Here is a 25,896-nt window from a genome sequence, read left to right as displayed (position 1 = left end):
CTATCGCAATGACATCAGTGAAAAAGTCGGGTCGGCGAGCGGTACGTCCGACAGGTCCCGCCCCGCCGCCATCCAGCGTTTCGCCAGCTTGACGGTGCGCGCATCGTTGAACGCCACCAGCTGCGTTAGCCGACCGTTGTCGTCCAGCGAGAAGTACAGCGCCTCTTCACGCACTATCGTTCGGCTGCCCGGCTGCGGAATGCCGAGGATCTGAATATTGTGCTGATATTGATCCGACCACAGCCACGGCGCGTCGTCGTAGCCTGGCGCATCGGGATTAAGCATGGCTTTCGCCGTCGCCACTGCCTGATTCTGCGCGAAGGCCCAGGACTGGATGCACAGGCCGTAGTGATGGTGCTGCGCCACGTCGCCTGCGGCAAAGATGAACGGATCGGACGTGCGCCCCTGGGCGTCCACCACGATCCCCCGCTCGGTGCAAAGTCCCGCATCGCGCGCCAGCTCCAGATTGAGATCGACACCGATCCCCACCACCACCGCGTCAAAGGTTTCGCGCTGGCCGTCGCAGTGGATGACCGGCAGGCCGTTATCGTCCTCCAGCTCCAGCGCGCCGCAGCCGGTACGGATATCTACCCCCTGTTCGCGATGGATAGCCTCTAAGCGCTGCGACACCTCGCCGCTCACCGAGCGCATGCACAGCGCGGGCTGCTGCTCGAAAAGCGTGACCGCCACGCCGCTTTTGCGTGCGGAAGCGGCAATCTCAAGGCCGATCCAGCCGCCGCCGACAATCGCCAGTTTTTTACTTTCCGCCAGGCGCGCCTTCAGGCGCTGCGCGTCCTGCCAGTGGCGCAGAGTGTAGACCTGCGGGTGCGCCGCCCACGCCTGCGAAGGCAGGCGCGCCCGCCCGCCGGTGGCCATTAAAAGCATGTTGTAACTAAGACGTTCGCCGTTGCTTAAACGCACGGTTTTCGCTTCGCGATCGACTAATTCAGCACGCAGCGGGCGGTACCAGGTCAGGTTCAGCGCCTGCTGTGCTTCTTCGCTAAACAGCCGCGGGAGCGCCGCGTCCGGCTCCAGCAGAGACGCTTTCGACAGCGGCGGACGTTCGTAGAAATCCCACTCCTCTTCCGCCACTACGCAGATCTCGCCGTCGAAGCCCTCGTCGCGCAGGGTTTTCGCCGCCCAGCCACCCGCCTGACCGCCACCGATAATGACAATGCGTGACGTCATACCGCCTCCGGCTTTTTCTGCTGGCGGCGCGTGTCGTGGTCAATCCCACCCTCCACCGCCCATTCGGTAAAGGAGACCAGGGAGTGCTCCAGCTCGCGCGGCTGCCAGTTTTCGGTCAGATAGTCGTCGTTGGTGTAATACTCAAACGCGCCGCCGGTCGGGCTATTGACGTACCAGAAATAGGCCGACGACACCGGATGGCGGCCCGGCCCGATAAAGGTGCTCCATTCATTTTTATTCATCGCGATACCGCCGCCGATCACCTCGTGGATGTCGCGCACGGTGAAGGCCACGTGATTGAGGCCGCGCCTGCGGTTCGGCAGTTGCAGCAGGAACAGGTTGTGATGTCCGCCGCGCGCCCCGCAGCGCAGGAACACGGCGCGGTTGATGTAGCGGTCCGAAACCTGGAAGCCGAGCACCTCGCGGTAGAATTTCTCCACCGCCGCCAGCTCCTCCACGAAGAACACCACGTGCCCGATGTTGATCGGCTGGGCACGCTCATAAACCGGGCTGGGCGTGTCGATACGGCGGGCATCGCCCCACTGGTTGATCGGCTCAACGTTCAGCTCCACGTCGGTCTGCTGGCTGACCTGCACACGCAGGGTCATGCCGTTCGGATCGAGGCATTCCAGCGCGTCCCCCACTTCGCGGAAGCCGGGCTGCTGCGCAAGCTTCGGGCGCAGCGCGTCAAGATCGGACTGGCTGGCAACCGCCCAGGTCATGCGGCGCAAGGTGTTGCCCGCTTCAAACGCCGGCGGCAGGTCGGGGCTGTCGATGGGGTTCAGCTCCACGCGCGCGCCGCTCAGGGTGGTAAAACGCTGGCCGCTGGCATCGCCCGTCAGGCCAAAATCACGCATAAATTTGGCGCAGTGCGTCAGGTCTTCCACGCCAAATTCCAGCTTTTCAATTCCGGTTACACTCATCGTTCGTTGCCTCATCTGGCCCAAATTGGGCGTAAAACATGCCCGACGCAGTCAAGCGCCTGACGTTAACTCACTGATTTAGCTGGCCTGTGACAAATACCCTAAGAAGCCAGAAATTTTATCCGCCGCGAGGCGAACCTCGTTTTGCAGCCGCTCACGGTCGGTCTGCGGGATCTCTTCCGACGGCACCAGAATGCTGACCACCGCCGCCACGCGTCCGCTTCGGTCATACACCGGGTAGACGATGGAGGAGATGCCGTGGCGGAAGAAGGATTCGCCGATGACAAACCCGCGGGCTTTGTCCTGCTGCACCATCTGCCACAGGGCTTCGCGGTCGTGAAGCTGCCCCGGCGCGTTGCCCGGCAGGCGCTCGTGCGGGAACAACTGTTCGAAATCGGCGCGGGAAATATCGGTCAGCAACATGCGGCCCAGCGAGGTGCAGTGCACCGGCAGGCGGGTGCCAATGCTGACCTGATTGATGCGCGACCCGGCGGCGCTGACGCGGGCGATGTAGATAATGTCGCGCCCGTCGCGGATCGCCAGATGGCTGCTGCACTGGCTGACGTCGCGCAGCTGCTCAATCACCGGCTGGCCGACCTGCGCCACGTCCAGCGAGGCGATGTACTCAAAGCCGAGACGCAGCACGTTCATGCCCAGCGAAAAGGTATTGGTACGCGCGTTGCGCTCCAGAAAGCCCATGTACTCCAGCGTCTGCACCACGCGATAGGCGGTCGCCTTCGGCATATCCACCAGCCGGTGCAGCTCGGCAAAGGTCAGATCGCGATGCTGCTCGCCAAAGGCCAACAGCAGCTGTAAACCGCGCTCCAGCCCCGGCACCAGATACTTCACTTCCTGATCGTTTGCCATAATCGCTACACCTTAGTTAAAGACAAAACCGCCATTGACCGGGATCAGCTGCCCGGTGATAAACCGCGACAGATCGCTTAACAGCCAGACCACGCTGCCGGTGACGTCTTCCGCCTGCTGCGCGCCGGTTAACGCGCGGCCATTTTCGTAGAGCTGATGGCGCTCGGCCGGAACATATTCGGTCGCCTCGACGCGGGTTAACCCCGGCGCGATGGCATTAATGCGTATACGCTTTTCACCCAGTTCGCGCGCCATTGAGCGGGTCATGGCGATCACGGCGCCCTTGCTGGCGACGTAGGCCATCAGGCGCGGCGCGCCCCACAGCGCGGTGTCGGACGCAACGTTCACGATACCCGCGCCCTCGCGCAGCAGCGGCACCGCAGCGCGCGTCACCAGCCAGGTGCCTTTGACGTTGACGCTCATCACCCGATCCCAGAGATCCGGATCGTAATCGAGCATATTTTTGCCGCCGACGCCCGTCGCCATCGCCGCGTTGTTCACCAGGCCATCAATCTGACCCTGCTCGCCAATCGCGCTGAACACCTGCTCAATGGACTGTGGATCGGCCAGATCGATAACATGCGATTCGATCGCATAGCCCCGCTCGCTCAGGGCGTGGGCGCTTTCGGCCAGCTCGCCCTTGAGGATGTCGCACATCACCACCGCAGCGCCCTGCTCCGCGCAGGCTTTGGCAAAGTGAAAGCCCAGCCCGCGCGCGGCGCCGGTTATGACGATGCGTTTGCCGCTCAGCAGCCCGTTCATCAGGCGGCTCCCTGCTGTTCTTCGCGCATCGCCAGCTGCTCTTTGGCGGCCTTTTGCATCATGCGGCGCAGGCGCGAGAGGCCGACGTCGTGCTGATACAGGTATTCATGGTCGCGGGCGTTTGGCGCCAGGCTTTCCAGCACCACGCGGTCCTGCTCCAGCACTTCCCAGTGCAGTTTTTCCAGACGGTTGCGGTACATGAAGCGCCACATGTCGCGCTGCCAGCCCTGCACCCGGCGAATGCGCCAGAAGAAGACGCGGCAGTTGTCGTTATCTTCCGGCACCACCATGCCGACGATAAAGAAGTGACCGCCCGGCCCGAAACGCTTCTTGTACGGAATGGAGAGGCGCATCCAGCAGGTGCCGCTGTTGCCCAGCTCCACCCAGTCAAAGTTGACGCCGCTCTGCCCTTTCTTCTCAAAAATAAAACCGGTTTTGGTCGGCTGGAGCACCATGTCGGCCTTGCGATCCCCTTCCGCCATCGAGTGCGACGAGGAGTGCAGATAGGTGCCGTGCATCGGGTCCATCACGTTTTCCAGCGCGTACTGGTAATTGCATTTCCACGCGGCGGTGCAGAGGAAATTGCTGAAGCTGTCGGTATCGGCGAGCTCGTCCGGGAAGGTCAGCTCGTCCGGCTGCTGGTCTGCGGTGACGCCAAACCACAGAAAGATTGCGCCGTGCGCCTCCTGCACGTTGTAGCTGCGCACGCACTGCTGGCCGACCAGCGGGCATTTGTCCACGGCGGGCACGTCTTTCACCTCGCCGTTGCCCGCGACCTCCACGCCGTGATACCAGCAGGCAATGCGGTCCCCCAGGTTCCAGCCCATCGACAGGCGCGCGCCGCGGTGCGGACAGCGGTCCTCCAGCGCCTGCACCTGGCCGTCTTTGTTGCGCCAGACCACAATCTGTTCGCCCAGGCGGGTAATGCCCACCGGTGCAGACTGCACCTCCCAGCTCGCCAGCACCGGATACCAGAGGCCGCGCAGACCTTTATCGAGATAGTGTTGTACGGTCGTCGTCATCGCGTTGCCCTCAGTAGCCGTTAACCTGTAAGAATGCCTGGAAGCTGGCCTCGCTCCACGGCTCGCCCTGCTGATCGTGCATGCGCACCGCGTTCAGCCCGTTCACCAGCTCCGGTAAGGTTTCAACCCCCTGCTCGAAGAGATCTTCCAGCGTGGCGATAAGGTTCACTTCCCAGCTTTCCGGCTCGCGGCTGCGGGTCTGCCAGATCAGGTTCTGGTAATCACCCGGCTTATGGATCGCACCGTTACCGCCCTCAGCCAGTGGGGCAAACTGACGGCTTTCCGGCAGCGCCGGGTTGTAATTCAGGGTGTCGCTCATGCCACGGTCTCCTCGACGAAGGTAATCTGAATCTGGTTTTCAAAAACCCGAACCGGGTAGCGGTTGAGGTTGCGCCCGCCGGGGCCGTGCAGGCACTGACCGGTTTTGACGTCGAATACCGCCTCGTGCAGCGGGCATTCCACCTTGCCGTCCTCCACGAAGCCCTGGCTCAGCAGGGCATAGGCGTGGGGGCATACGTCTTCCAGCGCGTAATATTCACCGTCAATCAAATACACGCCGATCTCTTTACCGTCGACGTTGCCGCTAAAAGGGAAATCTTCCTGTACTTGTTCTGCGTCACATACGCCTATCCAGCTCATCACGATCCTCCAGGCTTTTGTTTCATATATGAAACTCTGTTTCTTATTTAATACGGTCAATATAAAAGCGATGAATGTTTCGTCAAGCAGCAATGTGACGAATTTGTTAATCAAACGGTAATTAATTAACTAAGTGTGCAAAGGATCACGAAAAAATGCAGCGATATGAAATTTTCATTATTTCGGTGTGAAAGAATACGATTTATCGATGGCCTTAAATTTTAATAAACAGTGATTGACTTCTTTTCTCTTTGTTCCTTAAAAATAAAAGAAGTGAAAAACATCGTGTTTCACCTGTGAAACTTAATTTTATTTTTTCTTTAATAAACAATGAGTTTCACAGGTGAACCATTTTACCCACGTGACAATCACGCGCATAAAAATAGAAATAAGCGAAAACATAAGGCAGGCGTTATGACGGCAAGATGGCAGGGCACAGTGGCATTGTTATTACTGATTATTATTTCCTACGTTGACCGGGTGAATATTTCTGTAATGATTTTAAACCCGGAATTTGCTCAGCATTTTCAGCTAAATGAAAACAGAATGTTACAGGGAATGCTTATGACCTGTTTTCTGCTGGGTTATGGATTTTCAGCTTTATTATTAACTCCAGTTATTGAAAGCAAACTCCATTATCGACAGGGATTATTGAGCAGCATAGCGATGTGGGCAGCGGTATGCGCCATTTCCCCGCTGCTCGGATCGCTGATGGGCATGCTCGTCGCGCGCACGATCCTGGGGATCGCTGAGGGGCCGCTCTTTTCGCTGAAAACGCGTTTCATCAGCGATCACTTTAGCGCGCAGGAGATCGGCAAACCCAACGCCGTGACCGCGCTGGGCGTCTCGCTCGGGCTGACCGTGGGCTTTCCGCTGGTGACGTGGCTGATGGCGCATCTCGGCTGGGCCGGGTCGTTTTATGCCCTGGCGGCACTTAATCTGGTGCTGGGCGGCGGCCTTGTCTGGCGCTTCCTGCCCGCGCCGCGAAGTGCGGTGAAGATGAAAAAACCGGACTTTACAGAGACGTTTTCGCTGGCCTGGCAAACGCCGCTGCTCGGGTGGATCCTGCTGGTGGAGATTGCCACCCTGAGCTATCTCTGGGGGAGCAGCGCCTGGCTGCCCGCGTGGCTGCGCGACGAGCATCATTTCTCGCTGCACGCCACGGGCATGCTTGCGGCCATTCCCTTCCTGCTGAGTCTGGGCTCGAAGTTCCTCGGCGGGGTGCTGCTCGACAAAATGCGCCCGGAACAGGCGCCAATGCTGTTTGTGGTGGGCGGCGCGCTGACGGCGCTGTCCGTGGTCGCGCTGATGCTCAGCCATCAGCCTGCCTGGCTGGCGCTGTTTATGCTCTCGGCGAATATCTTCTGGGGGCTACAGGGGGCGGCTATTCCGGCGGTGATCCAGCATCACGCCGCGCGGGAAGCGGTGGGCAGCGCTTACGGCATTATCAACGGGATCGGCAATATCTGCGCGGCGTTTATTCCGCTGCTGATGGGGATGGTGATGAGGTCGGTAGGGTCAGTCAGCTCAGGCTTTTCGGTGCTGGTCGTCTCGCAGGTAATCACCCTGCTTGCCGGGGGAATGTTGCTGCTGCGCATGCGTCGCGCAGCAGCAATCAGCGCGTAAGGCTTATTCGCCTTTTTTCGCGGCCTGGATGTAGAGCATTTCCAGCGCCAGGGTCGCCGCGGCAAGCGCGGTGATTTCGGACTGGTCATAGGCTGGCGCCACTTCTACCACGTCCATCCCAACGATGTTCAGATCCTTCAGGCCACGTACCAGCTTGATGGCGCGGTCTGACGTCAGGCCGCCAATCACCGGCGTACCAGTACCCGGTGCAAACGCCGGATCCAGGCAGTCGATATCGAAGGTCAGGTATACAGGCATATCGCCGACGATCTGCTTAACCTGAGCCAGAATATCGTCCACGCCGCGATCGTTCACCTGGCCGGCGTCCAGCACGGTGAAACCGTTGTCTTTGTCGAACTCGGTACGGATGCCGATCTGCACGGAGTGGTTCGGATCGATCAGGCCTTCTTTCGGCGCGGTATAGAACATGGTGCCGTGGTCGAACTCGCAGCCGTTCGCGTAGGTGTCGGTATGCGCATCGAAGTGCACCAGCGCCATTTTACCGAAGTGCTTCGCGTGAGCGCGCAGCAGCGGCAGAGTGACAAAGTGGTCACCGCCGAAGGAGAGCATGCGCTTGCCGGCCGCCAGCAGCTTCTCGGCGTGCGCCTGCAGCTTTTCGCTCATCTCACGCGCGTCGCCGAAGGCGTACACCAGGTCACCGCAGTCCACCACGTTCAGGCGCTCGCGCATGTCGAAGTTCCACGGGAAGCGGTTGTGCTCCCAGGCCAGGTTGGTGGAAACCTGACGGATTGCCGCCGGGCCGTGACGTCCACCCGCGCGACCGGAGGTTGCCATGTCGAACGGCACGCCGGTGATCACCCAGTCCGCGTCGCTGTCGTACGGCTGGAAGTTCATTGGAAGGCGTAAAAAACCAAACGCGTTAGATACCAGAGAGTTATCGTACTGATGACCTAAAGTGCTCATGTCCTGACCTCTTTTAACGTCGATACATTAAAAACAGATGAAAAAAAATCCCCTCCGCGTCGTTAAACCCGACGAGGAAGGGATTGATTCGTAAATCGCATATTGGGGCGAATTATCGCCGTTAATTCATACGGGTTCAAGTGAGTATAGGGCATTGTGAGGTCTGATGCCCTCACCCCACCCCTCTCCCACAGGGAGAGGGAGGTTTTACTACTCGTCTTCCAGGTAGGTGTACCCGTACAGACCCGCTTCAAACTCTTCCAGGAACTGCTGCTGCAGCGCGTCGTCCAGACCGGTGTTTTTCACCTGGTCGCGGAACTGGGTGAGCAGTTTTTTCGGATCCAGCTGCACGTATTCCAGCATGTCCGCCACGGTGTCCCCTTCATCGGACAGCTCAACCTCGACGCTGCCGTCAGGGAAGACAAACACGTCAACCGCTTCGGTATCGCCGAACAGGTTGTGCATGTTGCCGAGGATCTCCTGATACGCACCCACCATAAAGAAGCCCAGCATTGGCGGGTTCTCCGGATCGTACTCCGGCATTGGCATCGTCGTTGCGATACCGTCACCGTCAACGTAATGGTCAATCGCGCCGTCAGAGTCACAGGTGATGTCCAGCAGCACCGCGCGACGTTCCGGGGCGTGGTTCAACCCTTCCAGCGGCAGAACCGGGAACAGCTGGTCGATACCCCAGGCATCCGGCATCGACTGGAACAGGGAGAAGTTGACGTACATTTTGTCCGCCATACGCTCCTGCAACTCGTCGATAATCGGACGATGCGCGCGGTTGCTTGGGTCGAGCTGTTTCTGCACTTCATGGCACATGTTCAGATAGAGCTGCTCCGCCCACGCGCGCTCTTGCAGGCTGAAGGTGCCTGACGAGTAGCCGACGTGGATATCGTGCAGATCCATCTGGCTGTCATGCAGCCATTCGCGTAGGGAGCGACGCGTGCCCGGCTCGTGCATTTCCTGCCAGGTTTCCCACATGCTTTGCAGAGAACGCGGGGCATCGTCTGCCGGAGGCGTCGCTTCGGTGATTTCGCTGCGCTCGACGCCGATGATGTTAGACACCAGCACCGTATGGTGCGCGGTAACCGCGCGGCCAGATTCGGTAATCACCGTCGGGTGCGGCAGGCCGTGCTCTTCACAGGCATCGCCAATCGCCCAGATGATGTTGTTGGCGTATTCGTTCAGGCCGTAGTTCACCGAGCAGTCGGACTGCGAGCGGGTTCCTTCGTAGTCCACGCCCAGGCCACCGCCCACGTCGAAGCACTGAATATTCACGCCAAGCTTGTGCAGCTCAACGTAGAAACGCGCGGACTCACGCACGCCGGTGGCGATGTCGCGAATATTGGCCATCTGCGAGCCGAGGTGGAAGTGCAGCAGCTGAATGCTGTCCAGACGACCGCGCTCGCGCAGGATCTCCACCAGCTGCAGCACCTGGTTCGCCGCGAGGCCGAACTTGGATTTTTCACCGCCGGAGGACTGCCATTTACCGGAACCCTGCGACGCCAGACGCGCACGCACGCCGAGGCGTGGGATCACGTTCAGACGCTCGGCCTCTTCCAGCACGATGGCAATTTCGGTCATCTTCTCGATAACCAGATAGACCTTGTGGCCCATCTTCTCGCCAATCAGCGCCAGACGAATGTATTCGCGGTCTTTATAGCCGTTACAGACGATCACCGACCGGGTCATGCCCGCGTGCGCCAGAACCGCCATCAGCTCCGCTTTGGAGCCTGCTTCCAGTCCCAGCGGTTCGCCGGAGTGGATCAGGGATTCGATTACGCGGCGGTGCTGGTTCACCTTGATCGGATAAACCAGGAAGTAGTCGCCGTTATAGCCGTAGGATTCACGCGCGCGCTTGAACGCGGCGTTAATGGAACGCAGGCGATGTTGCAGGATCTGCGGGAAGCAGAACAGTGCAGGCAAACGCTGGCCCTGCGCTTCACGGGCTTTCACCAGCTTAGCGAGATCCACGCGCGCTTCAGGGACGTCCGGGTCCGGGCAGACGCTGATATGGCCCAGCTCGTTGACGTCGTAGTAGTTATTGCCCCACCAGGCAATATTGTAAGTGCGCAGCATCTTGCTGGCTTCCTGGGAGCTCATCGCAACCTCCTGCATAGAACGTAGTACACCCTGTTCGCCCGCTGACGAAGGCGAAAAAGAAGACATGTCGTCAGACATAGCGAACCTCAACTCTTTGTATTAAGTGTAAAACAGTTGACTACTATCGCAGCGTTATACGGCGATAACAACCCATAAACGGCTCCGTTTCCCAGCAGAGTATGCTGAAATCCAGACCGTGCGACCGGTTTCTTATTCATATCATTGTAAAACACGTATCCGAACTCTGTATGACAAGGTTCGGCGAAACCACGAGAAAACTCTTGTATTAACAAGAGCGCCCTTGTTCAGTTTTCACAGAGCGTAACCGGCCCTTGAATCCTGAGAAGCGCCGAGATGGGTATAACATCGGCAGGTTTGCAGACTAGAAATGCGGGTTGCGGGAATCAATGGCGCGCCAGAACGGCAGCGCTGAATTAGCGGAAAACGATGGTTCATTATCTCGTATCACCTCCACGGCCGCCTCTGATGAAACGGACCCCAAGCCAAAGCTAAAAGTTCACTGCTCAACCCGGCTGGAAGTGGCGACACGATGTATTCATCGAGCGCTGATTTTATATGAGCCGCGCGCCGCGTTTTATACCGAGAAGGGGGCTAAAAAGCAAAACAAAAATACGCGTGTTGCCAGCAGCGTCAGGAAAAATTTCCAGCAACCATTTCAACGCAGTGAGAGATGAATCAAAAAAAACTGGAAATCGGGCGAAGAAGTGACCTAAAATAGCCATCCAGATGTTAATCCATCTATACTGATTAACACTCATACTGCCAGTGTCAAAAACCTGCAGGCCTTGGTAGAATTATCTCCTTTGGCTATTCCACACAGCAGCTTGAGCTAACCAAATTCCTCTTAGGTGAAATAAAACATGGCAAAACACCTGTTTACGTCCGAGTCCGTATCAGAAGGACATCCTGATAAAATTGCTGACCAAATCTCCGATGCGGTGCTGGATGCGATCCTGGCGCAGGATCCTAAAGCGCGCGTAGCGTGTGAAACCTATGTCAAAACCGGCATGGTTCTGGTTGGCGGTGAGATCACCACCAGCGCATGGGTTGATATCGAAGAGATCACCCGTAACACGGTGCGTGAGATCGGCTATGTACATTCTGATATGGGCTTTGATGCCAATTCCTGCGCGGTGCTGAGCGCGATTGGCAAACAGTCTCCGGACATCAACCAGGGCGTTGACCGTGCCGATCCGCTGGAACAGGGCGCGGGCGACCAGGGCCTGATGTTCGGTTATGCAACCAACGAAACCGACGTGCTGATGCCAGCACCTGTGACCTACGCACACCGTCTGGTGCAGCGTCAGGCTGAAGTGCGTAAAAACGGCACCCTGCCGTGGCTGCGCCCGGATGCGAAAAGCCAGGTCACCTTCCAGTACGACGACGGCAAAATCGTTGGTATTGACGCTGTGGTGCTGTCTACCCAGCATGCCGAAGAGATCGATCAGAAATCCCTGCAGGAAGCAGTGATGGAAGAGATCATCAAGCCGGTACTGCCGACCGAATGGCTGAGCTCAGCAACCAAATTCTTCATCAACCCAACCGGACGCTTTGTTATCGGCGGCCCAATGGGCGACTGCGGCCTGACCGGTCGTAAAATCATCGTTGATACCTACGGCGGCATGGCGCGTCACGGTGGCGGCGCGTTCTCCGGTAAAGATCCGTCTAAAGTTGACCGTTCTGCCGCGTACGCTGCACGTTATGTGGCGAAAAACATCGTTGCTGCCGGCCTGGCCGACCGCTGTGAGATTCAGGTTTCCTACGCAATCGGCGTGGCTGAGCCAACCTCCATCATGGTGGAAACCTTCGGTACGGAGAAAGTGCCTTCAGAACAGCTGACCCTGCTGGTGCGCGAGTTCTTCGACCTGCGTCCATACGGCCTGATTCAGATGCTGGATCTGCTGCACCCAATCTACCAGGAAACCGCTGCATACGGTCACTTTGGTCGTGAACATTTCCCATGGGAAAAAACCGACAAAGCCGCTCTGCTGCGTGAAGCTGCCGGTCTGAAGTAATCGACAGCCGAGAGTATTAAACAGGCCAGCCTTTGTGCTGGCTTTTTTTATGTCGGGGGGCGGCTAAAGCCGCACAACTGAAAGCGATTACACCGCACCGGCACCACTCCGCTTTCAGAATAATCTCTTTGCATGTTCGCCTTTCTTCTGCTGTTACATTTCTTTTCAGTTAAGTCTGAAATTCAAACAAACGCGATGCGCATCACCTCGTTTACCTCTATATTTTCAAAGCTTTAATAATTTTTACGGTTGCACGTTAGTGTAACCGATTACACCATTGTGATTAATCTCACATATTTTTATGGGTCGCTCACCTACCCTTATCATCAATAAAACTGATAACCCAACTGGAGGGCATAATGCCTGACAATAAAAAACAGGGGCGTACGTCCAACAAGGCGATGACTTTCTTCGTCTGCTTCCTCGCCGCCCTGGCAGGATTACTCTTTGGCCTGGATATCGGCGTCATTGCCGGCGCTCTTCCCTTCATCGCAGACGAATTCCAGATTAACGCGCATACCCAGGAATGGGTGGTTAGCTCCATGATGTTCGGTGCGGCCGTTGGGGCCGTCGGCAGCGGCTGGCTCTCCTTCAAGCTCGGACGCAAAAAGAGCCTGATGATCGGTGCGATCCTCTTCGTCGCAGGTTCGCTCTTCTCCGCTGCCGCCCCTAACGTTGAAGTGCTTATTCTTTCCCGCGTGCTGCTGGGCCTTGCGGTGGGCGTGGCGTCTTACACCGCCCCGCTCTACCTCTCCGAAATTGCGCCGGAAAAAATCCGCGGCAGTATGATTTCCATGTACCAGCTGATGATCACCATCGGTATTCTCGGCGCTTACCTGTCCGATACCGCGTTCAGCTACAGCGGCGCATGGCGCTGGATGCTCGGCGTGATCATCATCCCGGCCATTCTGCTGCTGATTGGCGTCTTCTTCCTGCCGGACAGCCCGCGCTGGTTTGCCGCCAAGCGCCGCTTCGTTGATGCCGAACGCGTGCTGCTCCGCCTGCGCGATACCAGCGCGGAAGCGAAAAACGAACTGGAAGAGATCCGCGAAAGCCTGAAGGTAAAACAGTCCGGCTGGGCGCTGTTTAAAGAGAACAGCAACTTCCGTCGGGCGGTGTTCCTCGGCGTGCTGCTGCAGGTGATGCAGCAGTTCACCGGGATGAACGTCATCATGTACTACGCGCCAAAAATCTTTGAACTGGCGGGCTACACCAACACCACCGAGCAGATGTGGGGCACCGTTATTGTGGGCCTGACCAACGTGCTGGCGACCTTTATCGCCATCGGCCTGGTGGACCGCTGGGGTCGTAAGCCAACCCTGACCCTCGGCTTCCTGGTGATGGCGACGGGTATGGGCGTTCTCGGTACGATGATGCATGTGGGCATCCACTCCCCAACCGCCCAGTACTTCGCGGTGGGTATGCTGCTGATGTTTATCGTCGGGTTTGCGATGAGCGCCGGTCCGCTGATTTGGGTACTGTGCTCTGAAATCCAGCCGCTGAAAGGGCGTGATTTTGGTATCACCTGCTCTACCGCAACCAACTGGATTGCCAACATGATCGTCGGCGCAACGTTCCTGACCATGCTCAACACCCTGGGCAATGCCAACACCTTCTGGGTCTACGCCGGTCTGAATATCTTCTTTATTGTGCTGACCGTCTGGCTGGTTCCAGAAACCAAACATGTTTCTCTGGAACATATTGAACGTAACCTGATGAAAGGTCGTCCGCTGCGCGAAATCGGCGCCCACGACTAATCCTCTTGCGGGAGGCGCCTCTTGCGCCTCCCCGCTTCCCGCTTTATGCTCTGCCCCTATGAAAGCTCCCCGTCTCCCCATCGCCATTCAGCAAGCCGTTATGCGCAGCCTGCGGGAAAAACTTGCCCAGGCGAATCTGAAACTCGGCCGCAATTACCCTGAACCGAAGCTGGTCTATCAGCAGCGCGGCACCGCAGCCGGCACCGCCTGGCTGGAATCGTACGAGATCCGCCTGAACCCGGTGCTGATGATGGAAAACCAGCAGGCGTTTATTGAAGAAGTGGTGCCGCACGAGCTGGCGCACCTTCTGGTATGGAAGCATTTTGGCCGCGTCGCGCCGCATGGAAAAGAGTGGAAGTGGATGATGGAAGCGGTGCTCGGCGTTCCGGCGCGCCGTACCCATCAGTTCGAGCTGGAATCGGTACGCCGCAATACCTTCCCCTATCGCTGCCAGTGTCAGCAGCACCAGCTTACCGTCCGCCGCCATAACCGCGTGGTGCGCGGCGAGGCGACCTACCGCTGCGTCAAATGCGGCGAACCGCTGATTGCAGAGTAATCACCTGAACTTTCAGGAACTTTTCTGATCTGACTGATTGCATACAGGAACAACATTCGTTACGTTGCGGGCTCGTTTTGACACGGAGTGTAAGATGTCCCGTAATGTTTCTCTCGCGGTCGCTTTTCTGGCGACGGCGCTTTCCGGTCAGGCCCTGGCCGACGGTATCAACAGTTTTTCCCAGGCCAAGGCAGCAGGCGTGAAGGTGAACGCCGATGTGCCGGGCGATTTCTACTGCGGCTGCAAAATTAACTGGCAGGGCAAAAAAGGGGTCGTTGACCTCGAATCCTGCGGCTATAAGGTGCGTAAAAACGAAAACCGCGCCAGCCGCATCGAGTGGGAGCATGTCGTTCCGGCCTGGCAGTTTGGTCACCAGCGCCAGTGCTGGCAGGACGGCGGTCGTAAAAACTGCGCCAAAGATCCGGTTTATCGCCAGATGGAAAGCGACATGCATAACCTGCAGCCTGCGGTAGGTGAAGTGAACGGCGACCGCGGCAATTTCATGTACAGCCAGTGGAACGGTGGCGAAGGCCAGTACGGCCAGTGCGGTATGAAGGTGGATTTCAAAGAGAAAGTCGCCGAGCCCCCTGCCCGCGCGCGCGGCAGCATCGCCCGCACCTACTTCTACATGCGTGACCGTTATGACCTCAACCTCTCACGCCGGCAGACGCAGCTGTTCAATGCCTGGGATAAGCAGTATCCGGTGACGGAATGGGAATGCCAGCGCGACGAACGTATCGCCAGAGTCCAGGGGAATCATAACCCTTACGTCCAGCGGGCTTGCCAGGCGCAAAAGAGCTAACCTACACTACGGCAATTCGCTTATACCGCATGACATATGGAATTTTTGACTATGCGCATTCCCCGCATTTACCACCCTGAACTGATTACCGCAGGCCGCGAAATCGCCCTGTCTGACGACGCCGCTAACCACGTTGGCCGCGTGCTGCGCATGGGGGCTGGCCAGGCAATACAGTTGTTCGACGGCTCTAATCAGGTTTTCGACGCGGAAATCACGCGGGCGGATAAAAAAAGCGTGCATGTAAATGTCTTGCGCGGCGAAGTGGATGACCGTGAATCGCCGCTACACATCCACCTTGGGCAGGTGATGTCGCGCGGAGAAAAGATGGAGTTCACCATTCAAAAATCCATTGAGCTGGGTGTAAGCCTCATTACGCCACTTTTTTCCGAGCGCTGTGGCGTTAAACTGGATGCGGAACGTCTGAACAAAAAGATCCAGCAGTGGCAGAAAATCGCCATTGCGGCCTGCGAACAGAGTGGTCGCAACCGTATTCCGGAGATCCGCCCGGCGATGGATCTGGAGGACTGGTGTGCAGAAGAGGATAGCGGGCTGAAGCTCAATCTTCATCCGCGCGCCAGCGCCAGCATCAATACGCTGCCGCTGCCCGTTGAGCACGTACGCCTGCTGATTGGCCCGGAAGGCGGCCTGTCGGCGGACGAAATTGCGATGACGGCGCGCTACCAGTTTACTGATATTCTGTTGGGACCTCGCGTTCTGCGCACTGAGACAACGGCACTCACGGCCATAACCGCGCTACAGGTACGGTTTGGCGATCTGGGTTGAAGTATTAACGGAGAAGAACATGATAAAGCTCGGCATCGTGATGGATCCCATCGCAAACATTAACATCAAGAAAGATTCCAGCTTCGCCATGCTGCTGGAAGCGCAGCGTCGTGGCTATGAGCTCCACTATATGGAGATGAACGATCTTTATCTGATCAACGGTGAAGCCCGCGCACGCACCCGCATCGTTAACGTCGAGCAGAACTACGACAAATGGTACGAATTCGGCACCGAGCAGGACATTGCCCTGGCCGACCTCAACGTTATCCTGATGCGTAAAGATCCGCCGTTTGACACCGAATACATCTATAGCACCTACATCCTTGAGCGTGCCGAAGAGAAAGGGACGCTGATCGTCAACAAGCCTCAGAGCCTGCGCGACTGCAACGAGAAGCTTTACACCGCCTGGTTCTCTGACCTGACGCCGGAAACGCTGGTCACCCGCAGCAAAACGCAGCTGAAAGAATTCTGGCAGAAGCACGGCGACATCATCATGAAGCCGCTGGACGGCATGGGCGGCGCGTCTATTTTCCGCGTGAAGGAAGGCGACCCGAACATTGGCGTGATTGCCGAAACGCTGACCGAGCTGGGCACGCGTTACTGCATGGCGCAAAACTATATTCCAGCGATCAAAGATGGCGATAAGCGCGTGCTGGTCGTGGACGGTGAGCCGGTGCCTTACTGCCTGGCGCGTATCCCACAGGGTGGCGAAACCCGCGGTAACCTGGCGGCAGGTGGCCGCGGCGAGCCGCGCCCGCTAACCGAAAGCGACTGGGAAATTGCCCGCCGCGTTGGCCCAACGCTGAAAGCCAAAGGCCTGATCTTCGTTGGCCTGGATATCATCGGCGATCGCCTGACTGAAGTTAACGTCACCAGCCCAACCTGCATTCGCGAAATCGAAGCGGAGTTCCCGATCTCGATCACCGGAATGCTGATGGACGCTATCGAAAAACGTTTACAGAAATAAACTGTGACAGCGCCTGGGTTTATCCCCATACTGGGCGCTGTCGCTTTTTAAACCAGGAAACAGTACCTCTGACAATGAATTTACAGCATCACTTTCTTATTGCCATGCCTGCTCTCCAGGATCCGATTTTTCGCCGCGCCGTGGTTTATATTTGTGAATACAATGAAGACGGCGCGATGGGTATTATCATCAACAAACCGCTGGAAAACCTGCAGGTTGAAGGGATTCTGGACAAGCTGAAAATCTCGGCTGAAGCGCGCCTGCCGGAAATCCGGCTTGATAAACCGGTGATGCTGGGTGGACCTCTTGCCGAAGATCGCGGCTTTATCCTGCATACCCCGCCGGTATTCTCTTCCAGCATTCGCATCTCCGATAACACCGTGATCACCACCTCGCGCGACGTGCTTGAAACGCTGGGCACCGCTGAGCAGCCTTCCGAAGTGCTGGTGGCGCTGGGCTATTCGTCGTGGGAGAAAGGCCAGCTTGAGCAAGAGATCCTCGATAACGCCTGGCTTACCGCACCTGCGGACATGAATATTCTGTTTAAAACCCCGATTGCCGATCGCTGGCGTGACGCGGCAAAGCTGATTGGCATTGATATTCTGACCATGCCTGGCGTAGCGGGGCACGCGTAATGAGCGGCACCCTTCTCGCCTTCGACTTCGGCACCAAAAGCATCGGCGTCGCCGTGGGTCAACGGATCACCGGCACCGCCCGCCCGCTCACGGCGCTGAAAGCTAACGACGGCACGCCGGACTGGAACCTGATTGAGCGCCTGCTCAAAGAGTGGCAGCCGGACGACGTGATTGTCGGCCTGCCGCTGAACATGGACGGCACCGAGCAACCGCTTACCGCCCGCGCGCGTAAATTCGCCAATAAAATCCATGGCCGCTTTGGCGTCTCCGTGAAGCTTCACGACGAGCGTCTCAGCACCGTCGAAGCGCGTGCAGGCCTGTTTGAACACGGTGGCTTCCGGGCGCTCAACAAAGGCAGCGTAGACTCCGCTTCAGCCGTTATCATCCTCGAAAGCTACTTCGAACAGGGCTTTTAACGCAGGGGCCTAAAGCCGCCCCTGTGCCCGTCTCTCCGCCAGGCTCTGGTCAAAGTTCTGCATTCCCGCCTGCTGGCCGGTTTGAATGATGCCGGGCAGCTGCCACGTCTTCCCCTCACGAATCAGATTCGCCGCCGCCGCGGTGTTTACCAGCAGCTCGTACAGCGCGACGCGCCCGCCCTGAAGATCGTGAAGCAGCTTTTGCGCCAGCACTGCCCGCAGGCTGCCGGCCAGCTGGTTACGCACCGGATCTTTCTCCTGCGCCGGGAACGTATCGACCAGCCGTTCAATCGCCTGTGCTGCCCCGCGCGTGTGCAGCGTCGCCAGCACCAGATGCCCGGTCTCCGCCGCCGTCAGCGCCAGGCGGATCGTTTCGCTGTCGCGTAGCTCCCCCAGCAAAATAACGTCCGGGTCCTCGCGTAACGCACTGCGCAGCGCCTCTGCAAATGACGGGCTGTGCTGGCCTATCTCCCGCTGCTGAATCAGGCAACGTTCACTCTGGTACATAAACTCCACCGGATCTTCAAGCGTGAGGATATGGCCGTCAGTATGGCGGTTGAGGAAGTCGACCATTGCGGCCAGCGTGGTGGATTTACCGCTGCCGGTCGCTCCCGTTACCAGAATCAACCCGTTGTCGCTGGACAACAGTTCGGGAATAGCGCGCGGCACCCCAAGCGAAGGGAGCTGCGGACAGGAACGCGGCAACAGCCGCAGGGTAACGGAGATGCCCTTCATCTGCTTAAACGCACTGCCGCGCAGACGCTGGTCTCCTGCGACCGTCACGGCAAAATCGACCTGCCCGTTTGCCCACCATGCGCCCTGCTGTTCGTCGTTGAGCCACGCCTTTAGCAACGCCCCGACATCCGGCGGCGGAAACGGGGCCGGCTCAAGGCGGCCCAATCTGCGGCAGCGCGGTGGTGAATCACTGCACAGGTGTAGATCGGAGACGTTATGCTTTACACTAAGGGCCACAATTTCTTCCACATCCATAGACTACTCCTCGGAAAATGAACGACATTGCGCATAACCTGGCACAGGTCCGGGACAAAATCTCAGCCGCTGCAACGCGTTGCGGCCGTGCTTCAGAAGAAATTACGTTGCTTGCAGTCAGCAAAACCAAGCCTGCGAGCGCTATCGCAGAAGCGATTGCTGCAGGTCACCGGGCGTTTGGCGAAAACTACGTGCAGGAAGGTGTGGATAAAATTCGCTGCTTCCAGGAGCAGGAGACGTCCGATCTGCAATGGCACTTTATTGGTCCCCTGCAGTCGAACAAAAGCCGTCTGGTGGCAGAGCACTTTGACTGGTGCCATACCATCGACCGTCTGCGTATTGCTTCCCGTCTGAATGACCAGCGCCCGGCGGAGATGCCTGCGCTTAACGTGCTGATTCAAATCAACATCAGTGATGAAAACAGCAAGTCCGGCATTGCGCTGAGCGAGCTGGATGCGCTGGCCGCAGAGGTGGCCGCCCTGCCGCGCTTAACCCTGCGCGGGCTGATGGCCATTCCGGCACCTGAGTCAAGTTATGAAAGGCAGTTTGCCGTGGCACAGCAAATGGCTGTAGCATTTGAGGCGCTTAAAGCGCGCTATGAAACGATAGACACGCTTTCACTGGGCATGTCGGATGATATGGAAGCCGCCATCGCGGCAGGCAGCACTATGGTGCGCATCGGCACAGCCATTTTCGGTGCGCGCGACTACACCAAATAATAAGGAAACCTGAGGAACGCCATGAAGACGTTGACTTTCCTGCTCTCAACGGTCATTGAGCTGTACACGATGGCGCTTTTGCTGCGCGTCTGGATGCAGTGGGCCCGCTGTGACTTTTACAATCCGTTCTCCCAGTTTGTCGTGAAAATCACGCAACCTGTTGTCGGACCGCTGCGCCGTATTATCCCGGCCATGGGCCCCATCGACAGCGCTTCGCTGCTGGTGGCGTTTATTCTGAGCGTGCTCAAAGCCATCGTGCTGTTTATGGTCATCACCTTCCAGCCGATTATCTGGATTGCCGCCGTCCTGATTCTGATCAAAACCGTCGGTTTGCTGATCTTCTGGGTACTGCTGGTGATGGCGATCATGAGCTGGGTAAGCCAGGGGCGTAGCCCGGTAGAGTACGCCTTGATTCAGCTGGCCGAGCCGCTGCTGCGTCCGATCCGTAACCTGCTTCCGTCCATGGGCGGCATCGACTTCTCCCCGATGATCCTGGTGCTGCTGCTCTATGTGATCAACATGGGGATCGCCGAACTGCTCCAGTCTACGGGCGATATGCTGCTGCCGGGGCTGTGGATGGCGCTATGAGTGCAGTAAGCACCTGCACCGACGGGCTGGTTTTACGGCTGTATATTCAGCCGAAAGCCAGCCGTGACAGTATTGTTGGGCTGCATGGCGACGAGCTAAAGGTCGCCATCACCGCCCCACCGGTCGATGGCCAGGCGAACGCGCATCTGACCAAATATCTGGCAAAACAGTTTCGCGTCGCCAAAAGCCAGGTCATCATTGAAAAAGGTGAACTTGGGCGGCATAAACAGGTAAAAATCCTTAATCCGCAATCTATCCCGACGGAAGTCGCGGCTCTGACAGAACAGGACTAAACCATGCAGAAAGTTGTTCTCGCGACCGGTAACGCCGGTAAAGTGCGCGAGCTGGCCTCGCTATTAAATGATTTTGGGCTGGACGTGGTGGCTCAGACCGAGCTGGGCGTGGAGTCCGCCGAAGAGACGGGCCTGACGTTTATCGAAAACGCCATTCTGAAAGCGCGCCATGCGGCGCAGGTAACCGGCCTGCCCGCGATTGCCGACGACTCCGGTCTGGCCGTGGATTTTCTCGGCGGTGCGCCGGGGATTTACTCCGCCCGCTATTCCGGGGTGGACGCCACCGACCAGCAGAATCTGGAAAAGCTGCTCGTGGCCCTGAAGGACGTTCCCGACGAACAGCGTACCGCGCAGTTCCACTGCGTGCTGGTCTACATGCGTCATGCGGAAGACCCGACGCCGATTGTCTGTCACGGCAGCTGGCCGGGCGTGATTACCCGTGAAGCGGCGGGCAACGGCGGCTTTGGCTACGACCCGATTTTCTTTGTCCCGACCGAGGGCAAAACCGCTGCGGAACTGACCCGCGAAGAGAAAAGCGCGATTTCCCACCGTGGACGCGCGCTGAAACTGTTACTGGAAGCACTACGTAATGGCTAATTTGCCGCCTCTGAGTCTTTATATTCATATCCCGTGGTGCGTGCAGAAATGCCCGTACTGCGATTTCAATTCGCACGCGCTGAAGGGCGAAGTGCCGCACGATGACTACGTCGCGCATCTGCTGGCCGACCTGGACGCCGATGTGCCGTACGCACAGGGACGTGAAGTTAAGACCATTTTCATTGGTGGCGGTACGCCGAGCCTGCTGTCAGGCCCGGCAATGCAGACGCTGCTGGACGGCGTGCGTGCGCGCCTGAACCTGGCGGCGGATGCGGAAATTACGATGGAAGCCAACCCTGGCACCGTTGAGGCCGACCGTTTTGTCGAGTATCAGCGCGCGGGCGTGAACCGCATCTCCATCGGCGTGCAGAGCTTTAGCGAGCCGAAGCTGAAGCGTCTGGGTCGCATTCACGGCCCGGAAGAGGCGAAGCGCGCGGCGAACCTGGCAACGGGGCTTGGGCTGCGCAGCTTTAACCTCGATTTGATGCATGGCCTGCCGGATCAGTCGCTGGAAGAGGCGCTGGACGATCTGCGCCAGGCAATTGAACTGAACCCGCCGCATTTGTCGTGGTATCAGCTCACCATCGAGCCAAACACGCTGTTCGGCTCCCGCCCGCCGGTGCTGCCGGATGACGACGCGCTGTGGGATATCTTCGAGCAGGGCCACACGCTTTTGACCGCTGCCGGGTATCAGCAGTATGAAACGTCCGCCTACGCGAAGCCGGGCTTCCAGTGTCAGCACAACCTGAACTACTGGCGTTTTGGTGATTATCTGGGGATTGGCTGCGGTGCCCACGGCAAGGTGACCTTCCCGGATGGTCGCATCCTGCGCACCGCCAAAACCCGCCACCCGCGCGGATTTATGGAAGGACGCTACCTTGAGCGTCAGCACGACGTTGAGGCGGCGGATAAGCCGTTTGAGTTCTTTATGAACCGTTTCCGCCTGCTGGAAGCCGCGCCGCGCGCGGAGTTTTCGCTGTACACCGGCCTGGCGGAATCGGTGATTCGTCCGCAGATTGACGAAGCGCTGGCAAAGGGGTATCTCACCGAGAGTGAGGAATGCTGGCAGATCACCGAGAACGGCAAGCTGTTCTTAAACTCCCTTCTTGAGCTGTTCCTCGCCGAAGATTCCTGAAGGCTGATTCAGGATTTCGCATCCCGTTCTGCCGGCTAAGGGAAAGGCTGGCAGAGTATGGGGATGGAAATTATTCGTTTTCTGGAACAACGAACTCTGGGATTCGAAGAGGTGGTGTTAGAGAGGATCTTTGAGACGCTGCAAATGCTGCAACTCTCACTCCTGCCCTCTCCCTGAAAGGGAGAGGGCCAGGATGAGGGTAACTTACTTCAGCGTCCCCACCAGCGCCTTCCGGCTATCTTCCAGCGACACCACGCGTTTACACACGTCTTTGCCGAACTGCTGGAAATCATCTTCCTGGTTCTTCCACTCGTTCTGAATGGAAGTCTGCAAGCCGCCAAGGCTGCCCAGCACACCCTGCAGCGGGTTACCGCCGCCTTTCAGCACGGCTTTGGCGCCCATCTCGTTGATGCTGTCCTGCAGGATGCCGCCCATCGCCTGGTTCACCAGCTGCTGGCCGTCAGCGCGGACCTGATCGATCGCCTTATAGTGGAACGTCAGGCCATCAGAGCGCGTCTCGATAATGCGGTTCATCTGCTCTTTGAGCTGCTTGTCGAGCTTCGTAAGGCGGGAGCGCATATTACTGCTCTCCCCCACCTCTTTAGTGATGATTTTGTCCAGCGCGACGCGGCTCTTTTCGACGCGCGTCAGGGCGCCTTCATTAATCCATGGCAGCGCGGTACGCAAATCGGCCTGATAATCTTTCGCCTGCTCACGCTGTGCGGCAGTCAGGTTGTACTGTTTGCCGTTAAAGGTGACGTTCCCTTCCGGCGTAATCACCAGATTGCCGTTCTCGCCTTTGACCTGCACGGTTTGCGGGCTTAACACCACGTCATCACGCGGGGTGACGCTACATTGATAATCCGCATGGGCGGTGAATCCGGTTGCCATCAAAGCAACAGCCAGCAACGTTTTGCGCATCTTAAACACTCCCTCAGACAAAATGGGCCAGCTAATGCTGGCCCGCTTACTGCTTTATTAGTCCCACCAAACGTCGAAAAGTTCGCTCACGCGGACATCTTCCAGCTTGTGCTCTTCAAGCCATTTGCGAACCAGGGCCTGATGTTCTTCGGTGCATTTGCCCACTTCCTGGGTGCAGATCAGACCTTCCCATGCCAGGTAGCCGCTACCGTCGAAGGCCAGCTTGTTAGGCTCGATCACCTCGTTGATGAACGCATCAACGTCCTGGTCGATCTGCTCAACGCTGGTGCCTTCCGGGAAACGCCAGGCAACGGAGAAGCCCACTTCCTGGAATTCTTCGATGTGCATCTTTTTACGCAGACGACGGCTACGATTCTTTGCCATTATTTCACCCTCTCGAACATTAAGTCCCATACGCCGTGACCAAGACGATGGCCACGCTGTTCAAATTTTGTCACCGGACGCGATTCCGGACGCGGTACGTAGTCGTTGCTCTCGGACTGATTTTTGTACCCGTCCAGCGACGACATCACTTCCAGCATGTGTTCCGCATAAGGTTCCCAGTCGGTCGCCATGTGGAAAACGCCGCCCAGCTTGAGCTTGCTTTTCACCAGCTCGGCAAACGGTGCCTGAACGATACGGCGTTTATTATGACGCGCTTTGTGCCATGGGTCAGGGAAAAAGAGCTGAACCATGTTCAAAGAATTGTCAGGAATCATTTTGTGCAGCACTTCCACCGCGTCGTGACACATCACGCGCAGGTTCTCAACGCCCTCTTCGTGGGCCGTTGCCAGGCACGCGCCGACGCCCGGCGAGTGTACTTCAATGCCGAGGAAGTTCTGCTCCGGGCGCGCTTTCGCCATAGTGACCAGCGAGGTGCCCATACCAAACCCGATCTCCAGCGTGACGGGCGCGTCGCGGCCAAACAGCTCGGTAAAGTCGAGCGGCTGCTCGCTGAACTCAACGCCCATCACCGGCCAGTAGTTGTCCAGCGCGTGTTGCTGCCCTTTGGTCAGGCGGCCCTGACGGCGGACAAAGCTGCGAATACGGCGCAGCGGGCGACCGTTTTCATCAAATTCCGGTGAAATGACGTCGTTTTTCATAAAAGAGTTGTCTGCTTGTGAGAATGTTCGGGAAACGGGCATTATCCAAAGTTAAGGCTTCTATGCAAGCATGGGAAAGATCCGGTTTACAGCAGATTGACGCTGTGCTGCAATCTGCGTCCCTGATTATGCGAATCGATGACCATGCAAGCCTCTCAATTTTCAGCCCAGGTGCTGGACTGGTACGACAAATACGGGCGTAAAACCCTGCCCTGGCAAATTGAAAAAACGCCCTACAAAGTATGGCTCTCCGAGGTGATGTTGCAACAAACGCAGGTCGCCACCGTGATCCCTTACTTCGAGCGTTTTATGGCACGCTTCCCGACGGTCACCGACCTGGCAAACGCGCCGCTGGACGAAGTGCTGCACCTGTGGACCGGGCTGGGCTATTACGCCCGCGCGCGCAACCTGCACAAGGCCGCGCAGCAGGTCGCCACCCGCCACAACGGTAAATTCCCGGAAACCTTCGACGAGGTGGCCGATTTACCCGGCGTCGGACGTTCAACCGCAGGCGCGATCCTCTCCCTTTCATTAGGCAAGCATTTCCCGATCCTCGACGGCAACGTGAAGCGCGTGCTCGCACGCTGCTACGCCGTTGACGGCTGGCCGGGTAAGAAAGACGTTGAAAAACGCCTGTGGGAGATCGCTGAAGCGGTCACCCCGGCGAAGGGCGTAGAACGTTTTAACCAGGCGATGATGGATCTTGGCGCGATGGTCTGCACGCGCTCAAAACCAAAGTGCGAACTCTGCCCGGTGAACAACCTCTGCGTGGCGTATGCCAACCAGTCATGGGCGCAGTATCCGGGTAAGAAACCTAAACAGACGCTGCCGGAGCGCACCGGCTATATGCTGCTGATGCAGCACGGTGACGAGGTCTTCCTCGCCCAGCGTCCGCCGAGCGGTCTGTGGGGTGGTCTATACTGCTTCCCACAGTTTGAAGATGAAGACTTGCTGCGTGAATGGCTTAAACAGCGCGGCATTGCGGCAGATACCCTGACGCAGCTGACCGCGTTTCGCCACACCTTCAGCCATTTCCATCTGGATATAGTACCGATGTGGCTTCCCGTGTCCTCATTCACCTCCTGCATGGATGAAGGCACCGCTCTCTGGTATAACTTAGCGCAACCGCCATCAGTCGGGCTGGCGGCTCCCGTGGAGCGCCTGTTACAGCAATTACGTGCCGGTGCAATGGTTTAGCATCGGCAACACAAAGAGGAATACGTATGGCCAGAACCATTTTTTGTACTTTCCTGCAGCGCGACGCTGAAGGCCAGGATTTCCAGCTCTACCCGGGCGACCTGGGCAAGCGCATCTATAACGAGATCTCCAAAGAAGCCTGGGGACAGTGGCAGAAAAAACAGACCATGCTGATCAACGAGAAGAAGCTCAGCATGATGAACCCGGAGCACCGCAAGCTGCTGGAGCAGGAGATGGTGAGCTTCCTGTTCGAGGGCAAAGACGTCCACATCGAAGGCTATACGCCGCCGGAAAAATAACAGCGTGCGGGTGAAACCCCGCCGTAAAAGCAAACACAACAC

31 protein-coding genes and 1 pseudogene are annotated in these 25,896 nt (G+C 57.8%); 17 read left to right on the top strand and 15 right to left on the bottom strand.

Going from position 1 to position 25,896, the window contains the following annotated elements; all coding sequences use genetic code 11:
• The 7 genes from HBA26_RS12670 to HBA26_RS12640 form a co-directional block, all read right to left on the bottom strand.
• On the bottom strand, positions 1-1,188 hold the full coding sequence (locus HBA26_RS12670; protein ID WP_126344925.1) for an FAD-dependent oxidoreductase: 1,188 nt from the start codon (positions 1,186-1,188) through the stop codon (positions 1-3).
• Positions 1,185-2,111 (bottom strand): VOC family protein, encoded by a 927-nt coding sequence (locus HBA26_RS12665; protein WP_126344924.1) that lies wholly within the window; start codon positions 2,109-2,111, stop codon positions 1,185-1,187. Before HBA26_RS12665 ends, HBA26_RS12670 begins: the two co-directional genes overlap by 4 nt.
• A gap of 78 nt (positions 2,112-2,189) precedes the next feature.
• Positions 2,190-2,978, bottom strand: a complete 789-nt coding sequence (locus HBA26_RS12660; protein ID WP_048959379.1) for an IclR family transcriptional regulator — start codon at positions 2,976-2,978, stop codon at positions 2,190-2,192.
• A gap of 12 nt (positions 2,979-2,990) precedes the next feature.
• On the bottom strand, positions 2,991-3,740 hold the full coding sequence (locus HBA26_RS12655; RefSeq protein WP_126344923.1) for an SDR family oxidoreductase: 750 nt from the start codon (positions 3,738-3,740) through the stop codon (positions 2,991-2,993).
• On the bottom strand, positions 3,740-4,762 hold the full coding sequence (locus HBA26_RS12650) for an aromatic ring-hydroxylating dioxygenase subunit alpha (protein WP_028014352.1): 1,023 nt from the start codon (positions 4,760-4,762) through the stop codon (positions 3,740-3,742). Before HBA26_RS12650 ends, HBA26_RS12655 begins: the two co-directional genes overlap by 1 nt.
• A 10-nt stretch (positions 4,763-4,772) precedes the next feature.
• Positions 4,773-5,081, bottom strand: coding sequence for a recombinase-like helix-turn-helix domain-containing protein (locus tag HBA26_RS12645; protein ID WP_166720915.1), 309 nt, complete (start codon positions 5,079-5,081; stop codon positions 4,773-4,775).
• The gene (locus HBA26_RS12640; RefSeq protein WP_003860044.1) at positions 5,078-5,401 is read right to left on the bottom strand and encodes a non-heme iron oxygenase ferredoxin subunit; all 324 of its coding nucleotides are present in this window, start codon (positions 5,399-5,401) and stop codon (positions 5,078-5,080) included. Before HBA26_RS12640 ends, HBA26_RS12645 begins: the two co-directional genes overlap by 4 nt.
• A gap of 414 nt (positions 5,402-5,815) precedes the next feature.
• Between HBA26_RS12640 and HBA26_RS12635 the strand changes: the two genes are divergently transcribed.
• A complete protein-coding gene (locus tag HBA26_RS12635; RefSeq protein WP_126344922.1) occupies positions 5,816-7,027 on the top strand; it encodes an MFS transporter in 1,212 nt (403 codons plus the stop codon).
• A gap of 3 nt (positions 7,028-7,030) precedes the next feature.
• Here the strand turns inward: HBA26_RS12635 and speB are convergent, their stop codons facing one another.
• The 4 genes and pseudogenes from speB to HBA26_RS23060 all read right to left on the bottom strand — a co-directional run.
• Positions 7,031-7,951 (bottom strand): agmatinase, encoded by a 921-nt coding sequence (speB, locus tag HBA26_RS12630; RefSeq protein ID WP_017382921.1) that lies wholly within the window; start codon positions 7,949-7,951, stop codon positions 7,031-7,033.
• A 210-nt stretch (positions 7,952-8,161) separates the two neighbouring features.
• The gene (gene speA / locus HBA26_RS12625) at positions 8,162-10,138 is read right to left on the bottom strand and encodes a biosynthetic arginine decarboxylase (RefSeq protein WP_045629995.1); all 1,977 of its coding nucleotides are present in this window, start codon (positions 10,136-10,138) and stop codon (positions 8,162-8,164) included.
• 8 nt (positions 10,139-10,146) lie between these two features.
• Positions 10,147-10,278: an acid stress response protein YqgB gene (yqgB, locus tag HBA26_RS12620; RefSeq protein ID WP_127312443.1), complete on the bottom strand. Its 132-nt coding sequence runs from the start codon at positions 10,276-10,278 to the stop codon at positions 10,147-10,149.
• Between the two features lie 94 nt (positions 10,279-10,372).
• A pseudogene (locus HBA26_RS23060) lies at positions 10,373-10,462 on the bottom strand (hypothetical protein); the annotation flags it as partial.
• A 5-nt stretch (positions 10,463-10,467) separates the two neighbouring features.
• Between HBA26_RS23060 and HBA26_RS22925 the strand changes: the two are divergent.
• From HBA26_RS22925 to ruvX, 9 genes are all read left to right on the top strand, one after another.
• Positions 10,468-10,755: a hypothetical protein gene (locus HBA26_RS22925; protein WP_041908330.1), complete on the top strand. Its 288-nt coding sequence runs from the start codon at positions 10,468-10,470 to the stop codon at positions 10,753-10,755.
• A gap of 186 nt (positions 10,756-10,941) precedes the next feature.
• The gene (metK, locus tag HBA26_RS12605; protein ID WP_041908329.1) at positions 10,942-12,096 is read left to right on the top strand and encodes a methionine adenosyltransferase; all 1,155 of its coding nucleotides are present in this window, start codon (positions 10,942-10,944) and stop codon (positions 12,094-12,096) included.
• A 359-nt stretch (positions 12,097-12,455) separates the two neighbouring features.
• A complete protein-coding gene (galP, locus tag HBA26_RS12600; protein WP_041908328.1) occupies positions 12,456-13,853 on the top strand; it encodes a galactose/proton symporter in 1,398 nt (465 codons plus the stop codon).
• Positions 13,854-13,911: 58 nt separating this feature from the next.
• Positions 13,912-14,409, top strand: a complete 498-nt coding sequence (locus tag HBA26_RS12595) for a SprT family zinc-dependent metalloprotease (RefSeq protein ID WP_028014364.1) — start codon at positions 13,912-13,914, stop codon at positions 14,407-14,409.
• A 94-nt stretch (positions 14,410-14,503) separates the two neighbouring features.
• Complete coding sequence (gene endA, locus HBA26_RS12590) at positions 14,504-15,211, top strand: deoxyribonuclease I (RefSeq protein WP_126344921.1); 708 nt, start codon at positions 14,504-14,506, stop codon at positions 15,209-15,211.
• 51 nt (positions 15,212-15,262) lie between these two features.
• The gene (gene rsmE, locus HBA26_RS12585; protein ID WP_126344920.1) at positions 15,263-15,994 is read left to right on the top strand and encodes a 16S rRNA (uracil(1498)-N(3))-methyltransferase; all 732 of its coding nucleotides are present in this window, start codon (positions 15,263-15,265) and stop codon (positions 15,992-15,994) included.
• A 19-nt stretch (positions 15,995-16,013) separates the two neighbouring features.
• Positions 16,014-16,961 (top strand): glutathione synthase, encoded by a 948-nt coding sequence (gene gshB / locus HBA26_RS12580; RefSeq protein ID WP_041908326.1) that lies wholly within the window; start codon positions 16,014-16,016, stop codon positions 16,959-16,961.
• A gap of 74 nt (positions 16,962-17,035) precedes the next feature.
• The gene (locus tag HBA26_RS12575) at positions 17,036-17,596 is read left to right on the top strand and encodes a YqgE/AlgH family protein (protein WP_028014368.1); all 561 of its coding nucleotides are present in this window, start codon (positions 17,036-17,038) and stop codon (positions 17,594-17,596) included.
• Complete coding sequence (gene ruvX, locus HBA26_RS12570) at positions 17,596-18,012, top strand: Holliday junction resolvase RuvX (RefSeq protein ID WP_021242076.1); 417 nt, start codon at positions 17,596-17,598, stop codon at positions 18,010-18,012. The genes HBA26_RS12575 and ruvX overlap by 1 nt, the downstream gene beginning before the upstream one ends.
• 9 nt (positions 18,013-18,021) lie before the next feature.
• On the opposite strand, the gene HBA26_RS12565 is transcribed toward ruvX, so the two are convergent.
• Positions 18,022-19,002: a type IV pilus twitching motility protein PilT gene (locus HBA26_RS12565; protein WP_166720914.1), complete on the bottom strand. Its 981-nt coding sequence runs from the start codon at positions 19,000-19,002 to the stop codon at positions 18,022-18,024.
• A 17-nt stretch (positions 19,003-19,019) separates the two neighbouring features.
• Between HBA26_RS12565 and HBA26_RS12560 the strand changes: the two genes are divergently transcribed.
• The 5 genes from HBA26_RS12560 to hemW are packed head-to-tail and all read left to right on the top strand — an operon-like array spanning position 19,020 to position 22,334.
• Positions 19,020-19,721 (top strand): YggS family pyridoxal phosphate-dependent enzyme, encoded by a 702-nt coding sequence (locus HBA26_RS12560; RefSeq protein WP_166720913.1) that lies wholly within the window; start codon positions 19,020-19,022, stop codon positions 19,719-19,721.
• Positions 19,722-19,742: 21 nt separating this feature from the next.
• Positions 19,743-20,309, top strand: a complete 567-nt coding sequence (locus tag HBA26_RS12555; protein WP_045260768.1) for a YggT family protein — start codon at positions 19,743-19,745, stop codon at positions 20,307-20,309.
• Positions 20,306-20,602, top strand: a complete 297-nt coding sequence (gene yggU, locus HBA26_RS12550; protein ID WP_047364545.1) for a DUF167 family protein YggU — start codon at positions 20,306-20,308, stop codon at positions 20,600-20,602. Before HBA26_RS12555 ends, yggU begins: the two co-directional genes overlap by 4 nt.
• 3 nt (positions 20,603-20,605) lie before the next feature.
• Entirely contained in the window at positions 20,606-21,199 is a 594-nt protein-coding gene (locus HBA26_RS12545; RefSeq protein WP_010435473.1) for an XTP/dITP diphosphatase, read from the top strand.
• Positions 21,192-22,334 carry a radical SAM family heme chaperone HemW gene (gene hemW, locus HBA26_RS12540; RefSeq protein WP_126344917.1) on the top strand — a complete coding sequence of 381 codons (1,143 nt, stop codon included), beginning with the start codon at positions 21,192-21,194 and terminating at the stop codon, positions 22,332-22,334. The genes HBA26_RS12545 and hemW overlap by 8 nt, the downstream gene beginning before the upstream one ends.
• A 204-nt stretch (positions 22,335-22,538) precedes the next feature.
• Here hemW and HBA26_RS12535 read toward each other — a convergent pair whose 3' ends face one another.
• The 3 genes from HBA26_RS12535 to trmB are packed head-to-tail and all read right to left on the bottom strand — an operon-like array spanning position 22,539 to position 24,358.
• A complete protein-coding gene (locus tag HBA26_RS12535) occupies positions 22,539-23,255 on the bottom strand; it encodes a DUF2884 domain-containing protein (RefSeq protein WP_041908321.1) in 717 nt (238 codons plus the stop codon).
• A 57-nt stretch (positions 23,256-23,312) separates the two neighbouring features.
• Positions 23,313-23,639: a YggL family protein gene (locus HBA26_RS12530; RefSeq protein ID WP_028014375.1), complete on the bottom strand. Its 327-nt coding sequence runs from the start codon at positions 23,637-23,639 to the stop codon at positions 23,313-23,315.
• On the bottom strand, positions 23,639-24,358 hold the full coding sequence (trmB, locus tag HBA26_RS12525; protein WP_028014376.1) for a tRNA (guanosine(46)-N7)-methyltransferase TrmB: 720 nt from the start codon (positions 24,356-24,358) through the stop codon (positions 23,639-23,641). Before trmB ends, HBA26_RS12530 begins: the two co-directional genes overlap by 1 nt.
• Before the next feature lie 144 nt (positions 24,359-24,502).
• On the opposite strand from trmB, the gene mutY reads away from it, so the two are divergent.
• Together mutY and HBA26_RS12515 are read left to right on the top strand one after the other, a co-directional pair.
• Positions 24,503-25,555 carry an A/G-specific adenine glycosylase gene (gene mutY / locus HBA26_RS12520; RefSeq protein WP_169804859.1) on the top strand — a complete coding sequence of 351 codons (1,053 nt, stop codon included), beginning with the start codon at positions 24,503-24,505 and terminating at the stop codon, positions 25,553-25,555.
• 26 nt (positions 25,556-25,581) lie between these two features.
• On the top strand, positions 25,582-25,854 hold the full coding sequence (locus HBA26_RS12515; protein WP_023309138.1) for an oxidative damage protection protein: 273 nt from the start codon (positions 25,582-25,584) through the stop codon (positions 25,852-25,854).
• The last annotated feature ends 42 nt before the right edge of the window (positions 25,855-25,896 follow it).

The sequence above is a fragment of the Enterobacter sp. 725m/11 genome (genome assembly GCF_011683705.1).
In the GTDB taxonomy this organism is placed as follows: domain Bacteria; phylum Pseudomonadota; class Gammaproteobacteria; order Enterobacterales; family Enterobacteriaceae; genus Enterobacter; species Enterobacter bugandensis.
Note: the sequence above shows the minus strand (reverse complement) of the source record. Positions and strands in the feature narration are given on the sequence as shown.

What these genes read in the sequence shown, in the direction of transcription:
- mutY (WP_169804859.1), top strand. Translation starts at nt 24,503, where the DNA reads ATGCAAGCCTCTCAATTTTCAGCCCAGGTGCTGGACTGGTACGACAAA.
- HBA26_RS12535 (WP_041908321.1), bottom strand. Translation starts at nt 23,255, where the DNA reads ATGCGCAAAACGTTGCTGGCTGTTGCTTTGATGGCAACCGGATTCACC.
- HBA26_RS12555 (WP_045260768.1), top strand. Translation starts at nt 19,743, where the DNA reads ATGAAGACGTTGACTTTCCTGCTCTCAACGGTCATTGAGCTGTACACG.
- HBA26_RS12650 (WP_028014352.1), bottom strand. Translation starts at nt 4,762, where the DNA reads ATGACGACGACCGTACAACACTATCTCGATAAAGGTCTGCGCGGCCTC.
- HBA26_RS22925 (WP_041908330.1), top strand. Translation starts at nt 10,468, where the DNA reads ATGGCGCGCCAGAACGGCAGCGCTGAATTAGCGGAAAACGATGGTTCA.
- yggU (WP_047364545.1), top strand. Translation starts at nt 20,306, where the DNA reads ATGAGTGCAGTAAGCACCTGCACCGACGGGCTGGTTTTACGGCTGTAT.
- trmB (WP_028014376.1), bottom strand. Translation starts at nt 24,358, where the DNA reads ATGAAAAACGACGTCATTTCACCGGAATTTGATGAAAACGGTCGCCCG.
- HBA26_RS12545 (WP_010435473.1), top strand. Translation starts at nt 20,606, where the DNA reads ATGCAGAAAGTTGTTCTCGCGACCGGTAACGCCGGTAAAGTGCGCGAG.
- HBA26_RS12640 (WP_003860044.1), bottom strand. Translation starts at nt 5,401, where the DNA reads ATGAGCTGGATAGGCGTATGTGACGCAGAACAAGTACAGGAAGATTTC.
- speB (WP_017382921.1), bottom strand. Translation starts at nt 7,951, where the DNA reads ATGAGCACTTTAGGTCATCAGTACGATAACTCTCTGGTATCTAACGCG.
- speA (WP_045629995.1), bottom strand. Translation starts at nt 10,138, where the DNA reads ATGTCTGACGACATGTCTTCTTTTTCGCCTTCGTCAGCGGGCGAACAG.
- yqgB (WP_127312443.1), bottom strand. Translation starts at nt 10,278, where the DNA reads ATGAATAAGAAACCGGTCGCACGGTCTGGATTTCAGCATACTCTGCTG.
- HBA26_RS12665 (WP_126344924.1), bottom strand. Translation starts at nt 2,111, where the DNA reads ATGAGTGTAACCGGAATTGAAAAGCTGGAATTTGGCGTGGAAGACCTG.
- HBA26_RS12635 (WP_126344922.1), top strand. Translation starts at nt 5,816, where the DNA reads ATGACGGCAAGATGGCAGGGCACAGTGGCATTGTTATTACTGATTATT.
- HBA26_RS12515 (WP_023309138.1), top strand. Translation starts at nt 25,582, where the DNA reads ATGGCCAGAACCATTTTTTGTACTTTCCTGCAGCGCGACGCTGAAGGC.
- HBA26_RS12645 (WP_166720915.1), bottom strand. Translation starts at nt 5,081, where the DNA reads ATGAGCGACACCCTGAATTACAACCCGGCGCTGCCGGAAAGCCGTCAG.
- rsmE (WP_126344920.1), top strand. Translation starts at nt 15,263, where the DNA reads ATGCGCATTCCCCGCATTTACCACCCTGAACTGATTACCGCAGGCCGC.
- metK (WP_041908329.1), top strand. Translation starts at nt 10,942, where the DNA reads ATGGCAAAACACCTGTTTACGTCCGAGTCCGTATCAGAAGGACATCCT.
- ruvX (WP_021242076.1), top strand. Translation starts at nt 17,596, where the DNA reads ATGAGCGGCACCCTTCTCGCCTTCGACTTCGGCACCAAAAGCATCGGC.
- HBA26_RS12530 (WP_028014375.1), bottom strand. Translation starts at nt 23,639, where the DNA reads ATGGCAAAGAATCGTAGCCGTCGTCTGCGTAAAAAGATGCACATCGAA.
- galP (WP_041908328.1), top strand. Translation starts at nt 12,456, where the DNA reads ATGCCTGACAATAAAAAACAGGGGCGTACGTCCAACAAGGCGATGACT.
- HBA26_RS12595 (WP_028014364.1), top strand. Translation starts at nt 13,912, where the DNA reads ATGAAAGCTCCCCGTCTCCCCATCGCCATTCAGCAAGCCGTTATGCGC.
- hemW (WP_126344917.1), top strand. Translation starts at nt 21,192, where the DNA reads ATGGCTAATTTGCCGCCTCTGAGTCTTTATATTCATATCCCGTGGTGC.
- endA (WP_126344921.1), top strand. Translation starts at nt 14,504, where the DNA reads ATGTCCCGTAATGTTTCTCTCGCGGTCGCTTTTCTGGCGACGGCGCTT.
- HBA26_RS12655 (WP_126344923.1), bottom strand. Translation starts at nt 3,740, where the DNA reads ATGAACGGGCTGCTGAGCGGCAAACGCATCGTCATAACCGGCGCCGCG.
- HBA26_RS12565 (WP_166720914.1), bottom strand. Translation starts at nt 19,002, where the DNA reads ATGGATGTGGAAGAAATTGTGGCCCTTAGTGTAAAGCATAACGTCTCC.
- gshB (WP_041908326.1), top strand. Translation starts at nt 16,014, where the DNA reads ATGATAAAGCTCGGCATCGTGATGGATCCCATCGCAAACATTAACATC.
- HBA26_RS12670 (WP_126344925.1), bottom strand. Translation starts at nt 1,188, where the DNA reads ATGACGTCACGCATTGTCATTATCGGTGGCGGTCAGGCGGGTGGCTGG.
- HBA26_RS12575 (WP_028014368.1), top strand. Translation starts at nt 17,036, where the DNA reads ATGAATTTACAGCATCACTTTCTTATTGCCATGCCTGCTCTCCAGGAT.
- HBA26_RS12660 (WP_048959379.1), bottom strand. Translation starts at nt 2,978, where the DNA reads ATGGCAAACGATCAGGAAGTGAAGTATCTGGTGCCGGGGCTGGAGCGC.
- HBA26_RS12560 (WP_166720913.1), top strand. Translation starts at nt 19,020, where the DNA reads ATGAACGACATTGCGCATAACCTGGCACAGGTCCGGGACAAAATCTCA.